The sequence below is a fragment of the Aquimarina rhabdastrellae genome (genome assembly GCA_947387485.1).
In the GTDB taxonomy this organism is placed as follows: Bacteria; Bacteroidota; Bacteroidia; order Flavobacteriales; family Flavobacteriaceae; genus Aquimarina.
The window spans coordinates 119,188-137,212 of record CANDNT010000004.1 but is presented as its reverse complement, the minus strand read 5'-3'; the positions used below and the strand labels follow the sequence as shown (position 1 = coordinate 137,212).

The window sequence follows — 18,025 nt, the reverse complement described above, 5'->3', positions numbered from 1 at the left end:
TTATTGCAAAAAACACGATTTAAGGAGTTTCTATATCAAAGCATATTTTTTGTTATACTCTTTTTGATGTATGCATTAAATAAGCATGAAATGAAAGTTTATATGTATGATATTGCCTTTTTTGGTTTTTATGCATTGACTGCTCTTTTTATAAGCTACGTACTTGTTCCTAGATTTTTTTATACCAAGAAGATGCTAACTTTTTGGTTACTTATCATAATGGTATTATTAGGGGTTTATTTTATGGAAGAATACGTATTAGAGCCTGTATTGGTAGGTGGACATAGAGGAGCAATAATCTCTAATGTTTTTTATACCATATTAAGTATTTTCCCTTTTCTGTTTATGATGGTGAGTTTTAAAATGGCTTGGGATGCTATACAAAAACAACAAGAGTTAGAGAGTTTGCAATTAGCTGTAAACGAAAGTGAATTACGCTTTTTGAAATCACAGATTAATCCACATTTTTTATTCAATAATCTTAATAATCTATATTCTTATGCTATAGAGAATTCTCCTAAAACACCTTCTATTATTTTGGAACTTTCATCTGTTATACGGTATATGTTATATGATTGTAAAGAGAATTTTGTCCCACTATCCAAAGAAATCAAACATCTTGAAGATTTTACTGCTTTAAATGAGCTTCAAATAGAAAATAGAGGAGTAGTTAATTTTTCGTCAGCGATAGCTTCAGATAATTTTGTTATAGCACCGCTTATATTGACCATGTTTGTAGAAAATGCATTTAAGCATAGTACGGCTAGCCAAGGTGATAATATTACAATAGATATAGATATAAAAGTTAAAGATGACGGGGCACTTTATTTTAATTGCACAAATAGTTTTTTGGCGACTAGCAATAACGAAAAACTATCTAAAGGAATAGGGTTAGAAAATGTAAGAAAGCGTTTAGAATTACTTTATCCCGATCAATATGAATTAAACATAAATGATGAAGATAGTCTATATAAAATACAATTATTTATAAAGTTAACAAAAGTGAAAAACTGATTTATATAGCATATAAAAACTATAGTGAGGTAGTCAAAAATAAATTTAACTAAATTTGTGAGACCATTTATTTTATGAATTTTATAGTATCTCTAATAGAGTAATTTTAAATGAATCAAGTAGATTTCCATATAGATAAAGATCTTGATGGTGTAGAAATAATGTCTGCAAATATTAAATCTTATAAGAGTCAAGCTCATATTCATGATGAATATGCTATTGGAGTTATGGAATATGGTATTCAAGGATATGATTCAAAACACAAGAGGGATAAGTATATGATAAAAGGAGATATTCCTGTTGTAAACCCTCAAACAATTCATAATAGTGAAAACTTAGATGATCATGGTTTTATATATATAATGTTTTATATCAAACCTGAACTTATTAATAATATAGGTCAAGAAGTTTTTGATAAAAATAAAGGGAATCCCAAGTTCTCTCAATTTGCTATTAGGGATACCTATGTAGAGAAACACTTAATTAATTTACATACAGTTTTAAGGAATAATACTTTTGATTGTATTCAAAAACAAAATTATTTGTACGAAGTATTAGTATATTTAATTAAGAACCACACTATATCTCATCAAGATATAATTAGAGAACATAAGGATAGAAAGACATTAAATAAAGTTGAAGAATATCTACATGATAATTACACTAAAAAAATTGAATTAAAAGAATTAGCAGAGATAGCAGAACTAAGTCCATATCACTTAAACCGAATGTTTGCTAAAGCTAATGGAATACCACCACATCAATATTTGATTAACTTAAGGTTAAATAAAGCACGTAAACTGTTAAAGAGAATGAAGACATCTACTGAAATTGCATATGAAGTTGGTTTTTATGATCAAAGTCATTTCATTCGTAATTTTAAGCTTTTTTTAGGAATAACACCTAAGCAATACCAAAAACAGATACGATAGCAATAATATACAAGTTTTAGAATTTACCATATCATAGTTTTGCTCAAAATCTAATTATAATGAGTAATAAAAACTTTGATATTAATAATCTTTGGAGAGAAAAGGAAGAGGTATTGGATCTGACTCATCAAGTATCTAAAGAATTTTTGAGAGCATTACCCCATAGAAATGTGCTTCCTAGTAAAGAAGATGTATTAAATCTGGAACAATTTGTTTATAAACTACCAGAGAATGCAACAAATGCTACAGCTATTATAAAAGAATTGAATACACTAGGAAGTCCTGGTACGATGCTTACTGCAAGTCCTCGTTATTTTGGTTTTGTTAATGGAGGAGCATTACCTGCCAGTATAGCAGCAATGTGGTTGGCTACAGTATGGGACCAATCTCCTACCATGAAATTAATGTCTCCAACCGTTTGTAAATTAGAGAAAGTAGTAGAAGAATGGATAGTAGATATTTTAAATTTACCCTCGGATACGACATGCTCCTATGTAACTGGGACTACAACAGCTGATATCTTATGCTTAGTGGGAGCTAGAAATTATGTATTAAAAAAATATGGTTGGGATGTAGTAAAGAAAGGGCTTATAGGTGCTCCAAAAATACGAGTTATAGTAGGAGAAGAAGTTCATACAACAATGCTTAGAGCTTTACGAGTAATAGGTATTGGTAATGAACAGATCGAGAAAGTATCTGTAAATAAAGCAGGAGTAATAGATATTACAGCATTGCCTAGATTTAATGATGAACCAACTATAGTATGCCTTAATGCAGGTAATACTGATACAGGAGGGTTTGATGATTTTAATTATATAATAGACAAAGCAAAAAAATATGGTGCATGGGTACATGTTGATGGGGCTTTTGGGTTATGGGCAAGGACATCTCAACATTATAGGTATTTAACAAAAGGTATTGAAAAAGCAGATTCGTGGGCAACAGATGGGCATAAATGGCTTAATACACCATATGATTCTGGGATTGCATTGTTTCGTAATGAAAGGGCTATTCAAGAAAGTATTCAGTTAAAAGCAAACTACTTGATTCAAGATAGCGAAGATCCTATGAATACAACATTAGAAACTTCTAGAAGAGCTAGAGCTGTAGAATTGTGGGCGGCATTAAAAAGTTTAGGAAAAAGAGGTGTTTCTGAAATGATCGATAATTCATGTCGATTGACAAAATATTTTGAAAGTCAATTAAAAGCAGCAGGTTTTGAAATATTGAATGAAGTTTTTATTAATCAAGTAATGGTTTCTTTTGGGTCGAGTAAAAAAACTAAATTGATGATTAAAGCTATACAAGATGACGGCTTAGCGTGGTTTAGTGGCACAAATTGGCAAGGAAAAGAAGCTATGCGTATTAGTGTATCAAATTGGGCAACTACAACAACTGATATTGATCGCATAATGGAATTAATACTTAAATTGAATAAAGAAATAAAGGCATAATAAAATGATAGAAAATAATCCATTAATAGCTAGATTCCCTGAAGCAGAAATAGCTTTGGAAGGGGTGATGTCTAGACTAATACAAGCTGGTGAACAACAATTTATCTTTATGGAGTTTGATAGAGATGTAGAAGTTCCACCTCATTCTCACAATGCACAATGGGGCATCGTATTAGATGGCGAAATGGAAATTAATATAGCAGGTAAAATCAAACATCTTAAAAAAGGAGATCATTATTATATAGAAAAAGATGTGATTCATTCGGCCAAAATAAAAGCAGGATATAAGGATTTGACATTATTTGACCAAGTAGATAGATATAAAGAAAAGACTTCAATATAAACAGCTGTAATATATCCTTAAAAGAATTTAAATTTCCTTTTTGAGGATATACTAATTATATTTACATGTAAAACAAAAATATTGCACATGAAAATAGAGGCAAGAGAAATGTGTCTTAATGAAATTGAATTAATGGTTGATTATTTTCTCAATGCAGAAGCTGCTTTTCTTGAAAAAATGGGAGTTGATAGGGCCAAATTACCAGAAAGAGAACAATGGATTAAAAAATTACAATTAGATATAGTAAAACCCTTTAATGAAAGAGCTTTCTTTTATGTGGTTTGGCTTATGGATAATGAACCAATAGGACATTCAAATATTAATAATATTGTTTTTGGTTCATCAGCTACAATGCATTTACATGTATGGAAAAATGAGAAACGTAAAAGTGGATTAGGATTACATTTCTTACAAAAAACCATTCCTTTATATTTTAAGTATTTTGACTTAAAAGAACTTATTTGCGAACCTAGAGCAGCAAACATAGCTCCTAATAAAACGCTTTTAAAACTAGGTTTTGAATTTCTTAAAACATATGAAACAACTCCAGGATGGATTAATTTTCATCAAACAGTAAGTAGATATCGTCTTTTAAAAGAGAACTTAGAATAATAGAGGGCGTGATTTAATAGCCTTCCTCACTATCATAGTCTTCAAAAGAATTGAGAATATTAGAATACCAAGTATCGTATTGTTTGTCATTAATTTTTCTTGGATCTGGAAAATTTGTAATGGCTCTACAATCACCATAATTCACATCATCTTGATATTTTAAAATAGCATCAAAAGGAACCAAAGGTACAATAGGAGCATTTTTAAAAAACAATTCTTTAAAACCCCAAAAGTAATTAGCATTAACAATTAGTTCTTCTTGACGTTTTGTGATTTTTATAGGAGAATTATAATCCAAACCATTTTCATTATAAGGTATCTGAGCTAAGATCTCAACTTTTACTTTTACACTATAAAATTCTGGATCCCATTCACATGAAACAATTTCAGAAGAAATCACTTTCATAAGATGTACTTTTACAGCATAGTCTCCTTCATAGCTGCAACAGTCACAATAATCTACAATAAAAGGATCATATTTTAAAAATAATGATAAATTTTGAGCTTCTTTTAAGGTAAAATTATCCCTTGGATCTGCCCAAGAATAAGATGATATCATCAAGAATAAGAGTAGTATTTTTTTCATGAAGTAACTTAAGAATAATAATTGTAATTTAAGATTAACATTTTAAAAGGTCCATTTCATCCCATAAAAGTAAGAGACCATAACCTAATAAGATTACTATCAAAATGAAAATGATTACTTTGATCAATGTTTTTGACATAACATTATAATTGTTGTATGAGTTGCGTATAAAAATCTAGATTATCTTGTAAATGCTCAGGTTTGATGATGTAATCCTTTTCAAAAAAAACTATGCGATCATCTATTTTTTGAATTCTTAATTCAGGATATTCCATACATTTTTTTAAGAATCCTTGAGATAAAGAATACGAGCGATTACTGTTATTTTGATATATAAATTGTTCCTCAAACTGTTGTTGGATAGATGCATTTGTATAACTTTTCTTTAAAGCTTGACGAAGACTGTTGTTAGGAGTTATTATAAAATCTGGAATGTCTGGTGATATATCAAAAAAGAAAAAAACTGTTTGAGAATATGTAACAGCACTTGTCCTAGTAGCAGTAAAAAGATAATCAAAAGATAAAACAGTTTGATTATGATATTGACCACTAATCATATGATACGCACCTCCAGAACTATTTGCTAATCCTTTTGAACGGTCAAGGTAATCAAACCCTAATACATAATCACGTTCATAATTATCATTGTAATAATGATAAGAAAGTCCTAGGCGAGTAGCTTCGGCTCTTAATGTTTTGGTTCTATTCTTAAGTTTTTTGAATCTTTTTAAACCAAAGAATTGCATGACAATAACCATTATAGCTACGAGTATATAAATATAATATTGTGACATAAGATGTAAAATAAGAAATGAGTAATAATGAAAGTGTTATACTATTTTTAAGTGATAAGTTAATTTCATAAAATCAAACAGATATTATTAAGGATTTTGATCAGTAACCCAAGTTAGAAAATCGCATTGTATTCTAGCTTTCATTTTTTTATAATATTTTTCTCCTTCTTTAAGTTCTTCAGGAGTCATATTTTCTGCTAATTCACTAGCCATACGTTTAAACATGGCAATTTTTGCTCTAGGAATACTCCAGGTACTCCACGAAGTAGGGATATATTCTCCAGCTAAGCGATACCATCCATAAGCTTTGGCTAAGTTGACAGTCCTACCTTCACCATTTTTCCACATAATGCCTAGACTTCTCATAGAATTATGAAGACCAAGTAAAGCAGCTTTTTCAAAATAAGAATAAGCTTTATCATAATCCCTAGAAACCTTGCGACCACGCACATATATCAATCCTAAATCATGAGCAGCATAGGCATAATTAGCTTGGGCAGCATCTTTTAACCAAGAGATAGTTTCACTTTTATAAGTTTGTGATTCGGATTTAAATCGAAGTGTTTCTTTAGTAAAGCAAGATTGACTATAACTATTAAAGAAAGCTATAAAGATAAAACTGTAAGTTAAATATTGACGAATTGTTGTATTCATAATCCTTGTGGTAAATCTAATTGATCCAATAATGTTAAGGCATTATCGATAATAAGTGGTTTTGTTCGTTTCATAGGTTTCCACTGTGTTTTTGTAAAATATTTAATTAGTTTAGCTACTACAGCAGGTCTATTTAAGTTGATATCAATATTTTTTTGACCAGAAAACCAAATAACTCCAGATCTAGGATAACCTACGCACCAATTTCCTTTTTCTAGATCTGTGTATATCTCCAAGTTATCTTCTTCTCTAAAAGAAACTCGCATAGGAGAATTTTTATAACCTTCTAGATACACAACAACCGTTTCTATACATGCAGAATGTTTGTATTCAACTAGATGATAATGTGCGCGATTCCATAAATAAGTTTGGTTATTAACTACAATTTTTCTGAATTGTTTTGAAGCCATTCGTTTAATATTAATGAATATTGAAAATTATTTACGCATACATAAATTGATCAATAGCGGTTTCGCCTAAGCAAAAATCCACAAAAGAGTCAGCTATAATTTTAGCTTCATCCCAATCTAGATCGCTAGAAGAACATGCATAAATTTTATATTCGTCATCAATTGTTTTTTCTCTCATATCAAAAAACAATTGATTTCCATAACCATCCATAGCAATAGAGAGTGCGCCAGGTAACTCTTCGGGGAGTCCGTAAATCAAATTATATGGCCTAATTTCTTTGGTCGAAAAAAACTGAATTTCCCTGTCACCTTTTACCGTTGTTATTCCAGTATGGCAAAACTGTAAAAAAGACAAATAACTTTTGGGCAGTTCTCGATCAGGAAATTTCCATTGATCATACGATTTTGGATGTTGAGTAAAGTTTTTATGCTCTTCTGAAGTAAATAATTTTTTTTCTGAAATTATGAGTTCATCGATTTCGCTTTTAGTTAAATCGGCATTCCAGGTTGTTTTAAATAATTTTAATTGTCCTTCGGTAGCACCAGCTAATGCGTCATAGTGGATGCTATCAAATAGCTGTTCCCAGTTCATTTTGGTGATGATAAGATATTAGATAATTATAAGAGGGTTATTTTGCAGTTAGTAACCACATTCCCCATGGATTTCTATAATATTCATCATCGGCAGTAGGACAGGTGGTTTCTTCTGTGATTAAAAAATCTGTATCAAGGGCAGTATATTGATCACCAGCTTTTATGGTTAAATTATCCATCAGGCGATCAGAGTTAAATTGTAATACAGCTGGAATGGCTATTTGTAAATCTGTTTGACGTGTAGATACATCGGCTAGCCCCAAATTATGCATTCCGCAAGTATAACTAAAACTTGTTCTAGCATATTGCATTTGTCTTACATACAAGCTATATAGTGCTATAGGAGCATTTATACCTACAGTTGTTGTCCAGTTGGATTTGTCATATGCAGTACCACTAGTTTCAATTTTTACACCAAAACCACCAGCATTAAGAATATGCACGGCTATTTCGGATATACGTTGAGCAAGAGACATACTACCACCAGGACCTACAAGATAAATGGTATGCGTATGAGTATCTAATTCGTCCAAGAAATTTTCGTCTAGCGGTGTTTTACTCCATTTCTTAAAAGCGAGCCACATTTGTGGATCATAATCATAAATATCTAATTCATAAACTTGACCTGTTTGACTATCGGTAATAAAATTGTCTTTAATAGTGAGTTCATTATTAGAATGTTCTATAATAGAAGCTTTAATAGCATCAATTGAATCCCATTTACCTGGAATTCCTAAAATAATGTCTTGCTCAAATTGAGGTTCTTGAGCTATATTGTCCTGTCGTTTTTTGAATAAATTGATAAAATTCATAAATGTAAAATTGAGATTTGTAATTAATTAGCTAATGGAGTTAACCAGGTTTCAAAGTCCTTTTGATGTTTTTGTTGTGCCTTTTCGATAGCAGGAGCTATTTCGTCTTTTGTAAATGGTGTTAAATTCAAATCTCGTTGTAACCATTCTTTAAAAGAATCTATATGCTTACTAGAAGATTCCTCTTCATCTTCCTCGATATAATCATCTTCTTCGTCATCAATAAAAAAAACTTCTTCATCATCGACCATAGGTTCAACATCGATAGCTATGATTTGTAATAGTTCGTTTATATTATCTGCGATTATATGTATGCCTCCTTCATCACCAAAAACAACGATTGGAGCTTGATTTAAATCTTTAGTATCATCTTTTGCCCAGAAAGCATAAAAAGATCCAGAATGTGTAGCTTGCGCGAAAGGTATTATAGCTTTAAAAAACGCTCTTCTTACTGAGGTGTGTTCTAAAGCAAGATCATAATAACTTCTATAGGTTAACTCAAATGCTTCTGTATAATAGTAATTGTCTGATATGTCATTATCAAAATCTATTAAAGAGGAAAGTGTAGTAGGTAAAAGATAATCGTGGAATTCTTTTTGGATTTTTTCTTTAGATAATCGCATAAAATATATTGATGAATTAATTATTAGCCCCACGAAGCTAAATCAATATTATGTATTATAAAAGAATATAGCCCAAATAGGCTAATTTTGAATTAAAATGTGATAATATAATATCAAAAAGTGATAGGAGTATACTTATCTATTTATAATATAGTGTTATACAGCTTCTGGATGAGTCCAATAAGGAGTAAAGATAGAGGCTCCAATATTTGCGAAATAGTCTAGATTTTTATCAGGTTCTTGTTCTTTATAAAAATACCAACTATTAGAGAACATATAAACTTGCTCAAATAAATCTTTATACTGTTGTTTAGAAAATGATGTTTTAAATATGTTTTGAGCTAATAAATAATCAAAAAGGGCTAAAAATTTTGTGCGCCACATTTGTACATAGGCAGAAAAATCTTCGAAGTATAGAGGGAACTCTTTATGTAAATATACTTGATCTATAAAAATACAACGATAGTGATAAGTAACCTCATAAGCATTTCTAAAAGTGTTAAAAAAGAAAGCTCTATCAATAGTTTGTTCTATCGAAAAGTTTTTTTCAGTTTCGTGTAAATCCTCAATCATACGTTTAAGTATAGTGATTAAAATAGCTTCTTTGTTTTTATAATGATAGCGTAAGTTTCCATCACTGATACCCAACTCAAGAGCGATAGCTTTACTGGAAACATTAGAAATTCCTCTAGTATTATATAACTCAAGTGCTTTTTTTATGATACGGGTTTTAGTGTTTTTCATGTAGGATTTACGTTTGAGAGCAAAAATATAAATTTAACAAAAAAGGATTATTTTTAGAAGTATGTACAATTAAAATTGACAAATAATAAAACTTAATATATATACAAAAAATGTAACTTTGATCGATAATAATATGGTATAAGTAGTTACATTATATAAAATCAATCAGGAAAATAGTAAGTAGATGATGGATTCAAGAATAAGTATGATATCGCTTGGAGTAAGTGATCTAGAAGCAGCGATAACATTTTACAGAGATGGATTAGGTTTACACATGATAGAATCACCTCCAGGAGTGGCATTTTTTAAACTTAATGGGACATGGTTAGGTCTTGCTAATCGCGAAAACTTAGCTAGTGATGCAGGAATCTCTCATGAAGGTACAGGATATAGTGGGATAAATCTAGTTCATAATGTTACCTCTGAGGAAGAGGTAATAAAACTCATTGAACTGGTAAGAAGTGCAGGAGCAACGATTATAAAAGAACCACAAAAGGCAGTTTGGGGAGGTTTTCATGCATATTTTAAAGATTTAGATAGTCATTTATGGGAGATAGCATATAACCCTTTTATGTGGATAGGACCAGAAGCAAATTAATTTAAAAAATGAATCATCAATGAAAAAAATAGTACAGTCAATATTAAGTATATTTAGTGGTAAGGATAGGAGTAAAAATCAAAGAGTACCTTTAAATGAAGGATTACCACATATTCTCGAATTGACTTCAAAACAATTTGAAACATATAATCATGCTTTTTTGATCAATTTAATCAGTGAGAATGAAGTTGTTTTACAACTTATGCATGGGGTATTAATTGAACAGATTCAAACAGAAAAGAGTGAGTTTAATTTCTCGATAAACTTATCTTTTGATAATGAAAAAGAAGCAGAAGATCGATTTAAAGCATTAGATATTTCAAAAGAGTTTACATATTATGAGTTTGATACAATACCATGTTATGTTTTAAATATGGGGAATAATCATACTCGAATTCAAAAAATAGTACATATGATATTAGAAAGAGTTTATGGATATAGTAAGGTAGCAATGTTTGAATTTGAACTTTATGATCAAGGAATGGTATAAAATATGAATACTAATAAACTAATGAATATTCAAAACAAAAATGCCTTTATCATTGGATTAGCGATATTGGTTGTGATCTGTGTTTTGATATTTAACGTAGTGTATTTTTCAAGTTATTACGGAATTGCACAAATTGATTATATAAATTCATTATTGCTAATCCCATTTATTATAACAGTATGCTCTTTTGGAATGCTTATAGAGCAATACAAGCATAAAAGTAAAATTAAAAAAATTGATAAGTTTGATCTAACACAAAAGGAAAAAGAGGTAGTAAAACTGATCTTGAAGAAGAAAAAAAATCAAGATATCGCCAACGAAATGTTTGTTGAGTTGTCTACCATCAAAACACATATCAATAATAGCTATAAAAAATTAAACATTAAAAATAGGAAAGAGCTTTTTGATATGTTTGAAAATGAGTGAAATAAAAAATATCCACCCTTTTATCCACCCCATGAAAATTGTGTAAAAAATCCTTTTCTATCAAATTTGTTCTCAGATATTAAAAACAAAATAACTAATGGACAAGAAAACGAAGTATGCAATTAAAACAGGTTTTGTTATTGCATTATCAGGTACTGTATTAATGCTTCTTTTATTAGCAATACATATGGTAGGACCTAAGGCAATAGAAAATGATATGTTTATGATAGGAGGGACTATATTGTTTATTGCACTATATCTATTTTTACTATTAGGTATAGGTAAAAGTATTTTAGCTTATAAAAATAATAATGGAGGAAAAATAAGTTTCTTACAAGCATTTAAAAATGGGATGTGGGTAAGTCTATCTACAGCAGTATTTGCAGTTGTTTTTACAATCATTTTTTATGAGTATATCTATACGACTTATATAGAGGATATGACAGAAGTACTTATTAAGAAAATGAGTCAGCAAAATATTCCTGCTCAAGAATTGACACAAAAAGTCAATGAGCAAACAAAATATTATAGCACTACAATGCAGGCTCAATTTTCTTTTGTTGGTAATCTTATTACCGGAGGAGCATTTTCTTTAATTATGAGTTTGTTTTTTAAATCAAAAGAATAAGAGGAGTATAATTATATAAGTTACATTTAATAAATTACTTATATTAATTATGAATGAGATTCCTGAGAACTATATAGAAAAGCAAAAATGTAGATAGGAATTTTAAGATTACAAAAAATAAAGTATAAATAAGAAAAGCTAATTCAGAACGTTAAATTATGGATTAGCTTTTCTTATTATAGTTACTAATTAAGCATTCTTTATAAATATAACAATGAATATATGATTTTTTAATTAGTTGAATAACCTTCTTTGGTTAATATCATACAAGTTTTTGATGTTTTTGTATAATATTATTACGGTTTAATGGTAACTGGGAATATAGTAAGTGATTTTTTACAATTTTTTAACTTACCTAAAGATTTTCAAAGAAAAAAAGTAGTATAATTGCACCGTTAAAAAAGATATTGACCAACAAAAAAGACAATATCTTATTATTATTTTCTTTTTTTTTCTAAAATGCAACTCATGTAACTGAGGGAAGCGAAGCTTTATCAAAAACCATTACTTCTGATAAAATACAATTCTATATACTAAAAATAGAATATTAAAATCTTCTCTTATGTAAATTACGCTCAAGAAAAGCAGTTATTTTAAAGTATGTTACTATTTGATTTTTAATTAAATAGGATGGTGTGGTGATTGGATTTATTTATCTAGAAATATTTAGATAAATAAATTAACTATACATCTCTCTTATAAATAATATATACACTTCTCATAGATAGTTAAACACAAAAACATTTTAAATTGAATAATATTAAACAAAAGATAGTATCCAATTATTGGTTAAAAAAAGTAAAAAAGACTACAGTTATAAATGATATTCTTTTTTATGATAAAAAAACAATAAAAGAAACGGTTAATGATAAAGAAGAGATAAAATTTTTATCAAAGCTTACTAAGGATAATAGTATGGCTGAGTTCACTATCTTTCTTAGTATTTTTAATGTATTATCAAACCGTTACCTTGATTTTGAAAAATATATTTTTTCATCAAAAATTAATAATACTAACGAATCTTTATTATTTGATAATATACTAGTAGAAGAAGAAGTTTTCAAGTCTTATATCAATAGGGTTAAAAAAGAAATACAAGAAGTTTATCAACATGTTGAATACGATAAAAAGCTTCAAGAAAAATATCCTTTTGAAAAACTTGCTAATCACGGAATAATATATGGTGAAATAGATCACAAAATTGAAAATCAATTACCAGTTATACTTTTTATTAGTAAAAATAAAAATCAGTTTGAACTAAGTCTATCATATAACGATTCTTATATAAGCGACGAAGCTGCACAACATTTTATTAAAACTTATAAAATATGGATTTGTAATCTTAAATCATATCTAAATACAATTACTAAAAGCATTTCTATTGTACAAGAAGAAGAAAAACAAAAAATAGAAATTTTTAATGATTACAATCTTAATTATGATAAATCAAAAACATTAGTTGATTTATTTGAAGAACAAGTATGGCTTACTTCAAATAAAATTGCAGTTGTTATACATGATAAAGAAATTACTTATGAGGAGCTTAATAAAGAAGCAAACAAACTAGCTAAATATCTAAAAATAGAAAAGAAAGTTACAGAAGGAGATTTATTAGGTATTAAATTAGATCGAAATGAGAATATATTTATATCAATTTTAGGAGTTTTAAAATTAGGAGCGACTTATGTTCCTATAGATGTTAATTATCCAGAAGAAAGAATTAAATATATAGAAACAGATAGTAGAAGTAAGTTAATTATTGATGAAAAATTAATTAATGAATTTAATAGTGTTAAAACTTCATACACAAATGAAAATTTAGGTATAAAGTTTTCTTCGAGTAATTTAGCTTATATAATATATACCTCAGGAACTACAGGTAAACCTAAAGGGGTTATGATTTCTCATAAAAATGCTGTGGGATTAATAAAATGGGCTCAACAAGAATTTGATAAAGAACAATTCGATATAGTATATGCTACAACATCAAATTGTTTTGACCTGTCTATATATGAAATGTTTTATCCATTATCCATTGGTAAAAAAATCAGGTTATTAAAAAATGCATTGGAGATAGATAAGACGATTTTGTATGATAAAAAAATACTAATAAATACAGTTCCTTCTAGTGTTCGTAGTCTTATCGATAATGAAGTTGATCTAGAAAATGTTACAGTAATGAATTTGGCAGGAGAGCCATTTCCTGTAGATATAGCAAATAAATTATTGAAAACAAATGCAGAAATTCGAAACCTGTATGGTCCATCTGAGGATACTACATATAGTACAATATATAAATTAGATCCTAAGAAGAAATATGAAAACTCTATTCCAATAGGTAAGCCGATATCAAATACTCAAGTATACATTTTAGACGCAGATTTGAGAATAGTACCTATAGGAGTACGAGGTAATTTATATATTTCTGGAGATGGTTTAGCCAAAGGATATCTTAATAAACATGATTTGACATCAAGAAAGTTTGTCGATAATCCATTTAAAGAAGGACATAAAATGTATGATACAGGGGATGTTGCAAAATGGACAAATGATGGGAATATAGAATATTTAGGAAGAAATGATGATCAAGTTAAGTTAAGAGGATTCAGAATTGAGTTAGGAGAAATTGATAATGTAATCAAATCATATACGGATGATATAAAACAAGTTGTTACTATAATTAAAAAAACTAACAATAGTGAGAGATTAGTTTCATACTATACAGGAACTGATAGCTTGGATATAGAAGCATTAAAACAAAAAATCAAAGATATTCTTCCTAGTTATATGATGCCTAGTTATATAATTTTCTTAGATAAAATACCATTGACTCCTAATGGTAAAATAGATAAAGGAGCTTTAGAAAAACTAGAAATTGAAATTAAGTCTAATATTGCATATGAAGCTCCAAGAAATGAAAATGAGAACGAGATTGTAAAAATATGGGAAGAAGTATTAGGAAAAGATAAAATAGGTGTTTTTGATAACTTCTTTGAATTAGGAGGACATAGTTTAATGATAGGTCAAGTAATTAATAAGATAGCTAAAAACTTAAATGCTACGATTACTTATAAATTATTTTTTGATAATCCTACTATAGCTGAATTAACTTCAAAACTTAAAAAAAATGAGTTTCTGGCAATTGAAAAAATTAAAAAACAAGATAAATATCCGTTAACAACTGCTCAGCAAAGAATTTGGTTTTTAAATCAATTAGAAGGAGGAGAAAAGGCATATATAATGTCTGCAGGTATTCTTATTGAAGGAAATTTAGATATAACAAGATTAAATAAGGCGATCAAAAATGTTGTAGAAAATTATGAGATTCTAAGAACATATTTTGAAATAGATAAAGAAGGAGAAGTTTCACAATTTATATTAGATAAAAATGAAGAGTTAACAGTAAATGTTGAACTAGTTGATATTTCGAGAGAAATAAAGAAAAAAGAAATACTCAAACAAAAAATAGCTGAAATAGAAGAATATACGTTTGATTTACAAACATTGCCTCTTTATAAAATACATTTAATTAAGAAAGATGTTGATAGAAATTATTTGTTTTTAAATATACATCATATAATAAGTGATGGATGGTCATTAGAAATATTATTAAATGAAATAATTAGTAATTACTCTGCAGAAACTGTATATGATCAAGATAGAATTCAATTTAAAGATTATGTATTCTGGAAAAAGAAACAAGAAGAAACTTTAACATATAAGAATGCCGAAATATATTGGAAAGATAAGTTTTCTAGTAAAATACCTTGTTTAAATATTCCAAGTTTTAAACCTAGACCATTAGTACAATCCTATAATGGTAAAACAATAGTAAACTCGTATAATCGAGAGTTTTTGGATAGACTAAAAGAGCATGCTCAAAGAAATAGAACGACTCTTTTTATGGTATTAATGGCGGGTATCAAAGGATTATTTTTTAGATATACAGGACAAGAAGATATTATTATAGGAACTCCAATTGCAGGAAGAAACCATCCTGATTTAGAAAATCAATTAGGATTATTTTTAAATACACTAGCGATTAGAACTTCATTTAATAAAAAGAGTACGTTTAAAGAACTTCTTGAATTAGAAAAAGAAGCTCTTACAGAAGCTTATGAACATCAGGAATATCCTTTGGATGTATTAATTAACAAACTAAACTTAAGTAGAGATACATCTAGATCACCTTTATTTGATATTATGGTAGTCTTACAAAACCAAAGACAATTATCACAATTTGAAAATACTCAAATAGAGCATGAGTTAAAAGTAAAACCATACAATTTGGATAGAGATACAGCTCAATTTGATATGAGTTTTACTTTTACAGAAAATGAGGGACTTGATTTAGAAATAGAGTTTAATACGGATATTTATGATGCATTTATAATAGAAAGGATGTTTATGCATTTTGAAAACTTTCTTAAGCTTTCAATTTCTGAACCAAATAAAGAAATAATAGCACATGAATATCTTACAAAAGAGGAAAAAAATAGATTGCTAATTGGGTTTAATGATACTCTAGATAAATTTGATGAAAACGAGACAATTATAGATAAATTTGAAAAACAAGTATCTATAACACCATATAATAGAGCACTAATATTTCATGACCAAAAAGTCTCATATAAAGAGGTTAATGAACAAGCCAATCAAATGGCAAATTATTTAATAAATCAATATCAATTAAGACCAGATGATTTATTAGGAATAAAATTAGAACGTGGTTTAGAACAAATTATAACAATTTTAGCTGTATTAAAAGCAGGAGCAGCATATGTACCAATAGATATTAGCTATCCAAAAGAACGAATAACCTATATTCAAAAAAATAGTAATTGTAAAGCTATTATAGATAAAGAGGTTATAGCAGATTTTAAATTTAAAAGAGATGATCTTTCTTTCGAAAATATTAAAAGAGAAATAACCAATGAAAATTTAGCATATGTAATATATACTTCAGGAACTACAGGTCAACCTAAAGGAGTAATGGTTTCTCATGGAAATATAAGTAATGTTATTAATTGGTTTACCAATACATTTGAAATAAATGAAAAAACTAGATCAATACAACTTACCGATTACACATTTGATCCTAGCTTAGAAGATATCTTTGGAACATTAACTCAAGGAGGAACATTTCATTTAATTAAAAAAGATTTATTACTTGAACAAGATAAACTTCTATCATACATAACCAAGAATCAAATTACAATAATAAATTATGTACCCGATTACACCGCAAATTTATTATCTCAAATACCTAAGATAACATCAATAAAAAAAATTATTGTTGGAGGAGAACAATTAACAGAGCCTAATAAAAATAAAATTCTAGAGAAAGGTTATGTTTTGTATAATAATTATGGGCCGACAGAGACAACAATAGATGTATTGAGTGCAAAGATGGGAGATTATCCAATAACGATAGGAACTCCTATTAGTAACTGTAAGGCATATATACTGAATGAAAACAAACTACTTTGTGAAGAAGGTGTTTATGGACGATTATATTTTTCGGGGAAAGGACTCTCTAAAGGATATATAAATAATGACTCACTTACTTTAAAAAAGTTTATACAAAACCCTTATGAAAAAGATACATTTATGTATGATACAGGTGATATTGCTAGATGGTTACCTAATGGAGAAGTCGATTTTTTAGGTAGAATCGATAATCAAGTTAAAATAAGAGGGTTTAGAGTTGAGCTAGAAGATATTGAAAAAAATATCAGTGAATATGAAACAATAATAGATCAAGTAATAGTTACCGCTAAAGAATTAAATGAAGAAAAAGTTCTAGTTACATATTTTACATCAAGCTCGGGTATTATTGATATAAGAAAGATTAAAGAATTCTTAGAAAAAAGATTACCATCTTATATGATTCCGCAATATTATGTACAGCTTGACGAGTTGCCAATTTCTCATAATGGAAAATTAGATAGAAAAGAATTACCTGATTTCTCAGAAAAACACTTAGTAAAAAAAGAGTTCATTGCTCCAGAAAATGAAACTGAAGAACAATTAACAGTAATATGGAAAAATGTTCTTAATCTTAATGAAATTAGTATAGAAGATAATTTTTTTGATTTAGGAGGTAATTCCATATTGATAACTAAGTTGTATAGTGAAATAAAAAAAATAAACGAGGAAATTAATATTAGTCAATTATTTAGCCATCCTACAATACAAGAACAAGCAAAGTTAATTTCTAAAGACAAAGTAGCAAAGAATTTAGTTTTAGAAGTTAATGAAGTAGAGTTTTAAACTACCCTTTTAAATAAAAAAATATTCATTGTACAGTA

Annotated in this window: 18 protein-coding genes; 10 read left to right on the top strand and 8 right to left on the bottom strand. The window is 28.4% G+C overall.

The genetic code is table 11. The features are described 5' to 3' along the window. Positions 1-90: 90 nt before the first annotated feature. The 5 genes from ACYEKI_RS09185 (at position 91) to ACYEKI_RS09165 (ending at position 4,355) form a co-directional block, all read left to right on the top strand. Positions 91-1,014, top strand: coding sequence for a sensor histidine kinase (locus ACYEKI_RS09185; protein WP_459210891.1), 924 nt, complete (start codon positions 91-93; stop codon positions 1,012-1,014). Positions 1,015-1,124: 110 nt separating this feature from the next. Further along, complete coding sequence (locus ACYEKI_RS09180; protein ID WP_459210890.1) at positions 1,125-1,946, top strand: AraC family transcriptional regulator; 822 nt, start codon at positions 1,125-1,127, stop codon at positions 1,944-1,946. 59 nt (positions 1,947-2,005) lie between these two features. Next, positions 2,006-3,400, top strand: coding sequence for a pyridoxal phosphate-dependent decarboxylase family protein (locus ACYEKI_RS09175; RefSeq protein ID WP_459210889.1), 1,395 nt, complete (start codon positions 2,006-2,008; stop codon positions 3,398-3,400). Between the two features lie 4 nt (positions 3,401-3,404). Further along, positions 3,405-3,743, top strand: coding sequence for a cupin domain-containing protein (locus ACYEKI_RS09170; protein ID WP_459210888.1), 339 nt, complete (start codon positions 3,405-3,407; stop codon positions 3,741-3,743). A gap of 87 nt (positions 3,744-3,830) precedes the next feature. Next, positions 3,831-4,355 carry a GNAT family N-acetyltransferase gene (locus tag ACYEKI_RS09165; protein ID WP_459210887.1) on the top strand — a complete coding sequence of 175 codons (525 nt, stop codon included), beginning with the start codon at positions 3,831-3,833 and terminating at the stop codon, positions 4,353-4,355. 13 nt (positions 4,356-4,368) lie between these two features. Here ACYEKI_RS09165 and ACYEKI_RS09160 read toward each other — a convergent pair whose 3' ends face one another. The 8 genes from ACYEKI_RS09160 to ACYEKI_RS09125 all read right to left on the bottom strand — a co-directional run bounded on the left by ACYEKI_RS09160 (position 4,369) and on the right by ACYEKI_RS09125 (position 9,572). Then, the gene (locus tag ACYEKI_RS09160; protein ID WP_459210886.1) at positions 4,369-4,941 is read right to left on the bottom strand and encodes a hypothetical protein; all 573 of its coding nucleotides are present in this window, start codon (positions 4,939-4,941) and stop codon (positions 4,369-4,371) included. Positions 4,942-5,084: 143 nt separating this feature from the next. After that, positions 5,085-5,735, bottom strand: coding sequence for a hypothetical protein (locus tag ACYEKI_RS09155; RefSeq protein WP_459210885.1), 651 nt, complete (start codon positions 5,733-5,735; stop codon positions 5,085-5,087). An 87-nt stretch (positions 5,736-5,822) separates the two neighbouring features. Next, the gene (locus ACYEKI_RS09150) at positions 5,823-6,389 is read right to left on the bottom strand and encodes a tetratricopeptide repeat protein (protein ID WP_459210884.1); all 567 of its coding nucleotides are present in this window, start codon (positions 6,387-6,389) and stop codon (positions 5,823-5,825) included. Beyond that, positions 6,386-6,799: a hypothetical protein gene (locus ACYEKI_RS09145; RefSeq protein WP_459210883.1), complete on the bottom strand. Its 414-nt coding sequence runs from the start codon at positions 6,797-6,799 to the stop codon at positions 6,386-6,388. Before ACYEKI_RS09145 ends, ACYEKI_RS09150 begins: the two co-directional genes overlap by 4 nt. A 31-nt stretch (positions 6,800-6,830) precedes the next feature. Further along, positions 6,831-7,391 carry an SMI1/KNR4 family protein gene (locus tag ACYEKI_RS09140; RefSeq protein WP_459210882.1) on the bottom strand — a complete coding sequence of 187 codons (561 nt, stop codon included), beginning with the start codon at positions 7,389-7,391 and terminating at the stop codon, positions 6,831-6,833. 37 nt (positions 7,392-7,428) lie between these two features. Further along, positions 7,429-8,205, bottom strand: a complete 777-nt coding sequence (locus tag ACYEKI_RS09135; RefSeq protein WP_459210881.1) for a hypothetical protein — start codon at positions 8,203-8,205, stop codon at positions 7,429-7,431. Positions 8,206-8,228: 23 nt separating this feature from the next. Then, positions 8,229-8,828 (bottom strand): hypothetical protein, encoded by a 600-nt coding sequence (locus ACYEKI_RS09130; protein WP_459210880.1) that lies wholly within the window; start codon positions 8,826-8,828, stop codon positions 8,229-8,231. Positions 8,829-8,984: 156 nt separating this feature from the next. Next, on the bottom strand, positions 8,985-9,572 hold the full coding sequence (locus ACYEKI_RS09125; RefSeq protein ID WP_459210879.1) for a TetR/AcrR family transcriptional regulator: 588 nt from the start codon (positions 9,570-9,572) through the stop codon (positions 8,985-8,987). Between the two features lie 184 nt (positions 9,573-9,756). Between ACYEKI_RS09125 and ACYEKI_RS09120 the strand changes: the two genes are divergently transcribed. The 5 genes from ACYEKI_RS09120 (at position 9,757) to ACYEKI_RS09100 (ending at position 17,987) form a co-directional block, all read left to right on the top strand. After that, a complete protein-coding gene (locus ACYEKI_RS09120) occupies positions 9,757-10,170 on the top strand; it encodes a VOC family protein (RefSeq protein WP_459210878.1) in 414 nt (137 codons plus the stop codon). A 19-nt stretch (positions 10,171-10,189) separates the two neighbouring features. Next, positions 10,190-10,660, top strand: coding sequence for a hypothetical protein (locus ACYEKI_RS09115; RefSeq protein ID WP_459210877.1), 471 nt, complete (start codon positions 10,190-10,192; stop codon positions 10,658-10,660). 3 nt (positions 10,661-10,663) lie between these two features. Continuing rightward, the gene (locus ACYEKI_RS09110; protein WP_459210876.1) at positions 10,664-11,086 is read left to right on the top strand and encodes a helix-turn-helix transcriptional regulator; all 423 of its coding nucleotides are present in this window, start codon (positions 10,664-10,666) and stop codon (positions 11,084-11,086) included. 97 nt (positions 11,087-11,183) lie between these two features. Then, positions 11,184-11,714, top strand: coding sequence for a DUF4199 domain-containing protein (locus ACYEKI_RS09105; RefSeq protein WP_459210875.1), 531 nt, complete (start codon positions 11,184-11,186; stop codon positions 11,712-11,714). A gap of 750 nt (positions 11,715-12,464) precedes the next feature. Then, the gene (locus ACYEKI_RS09100; RefSeq protein WP_459210874.1) at positions 12,465-17,987 is read left to right on the top strand and encodes an amino acid adenylation domain-containing protein; all 5,523 of its coding nucleotides are present in this window, start codon (positions 12,465-12,467) and stop codon (positions 17,985-17,987) included. Positions 17,988-18,025 lie beyond the last annotated feature (38 nt).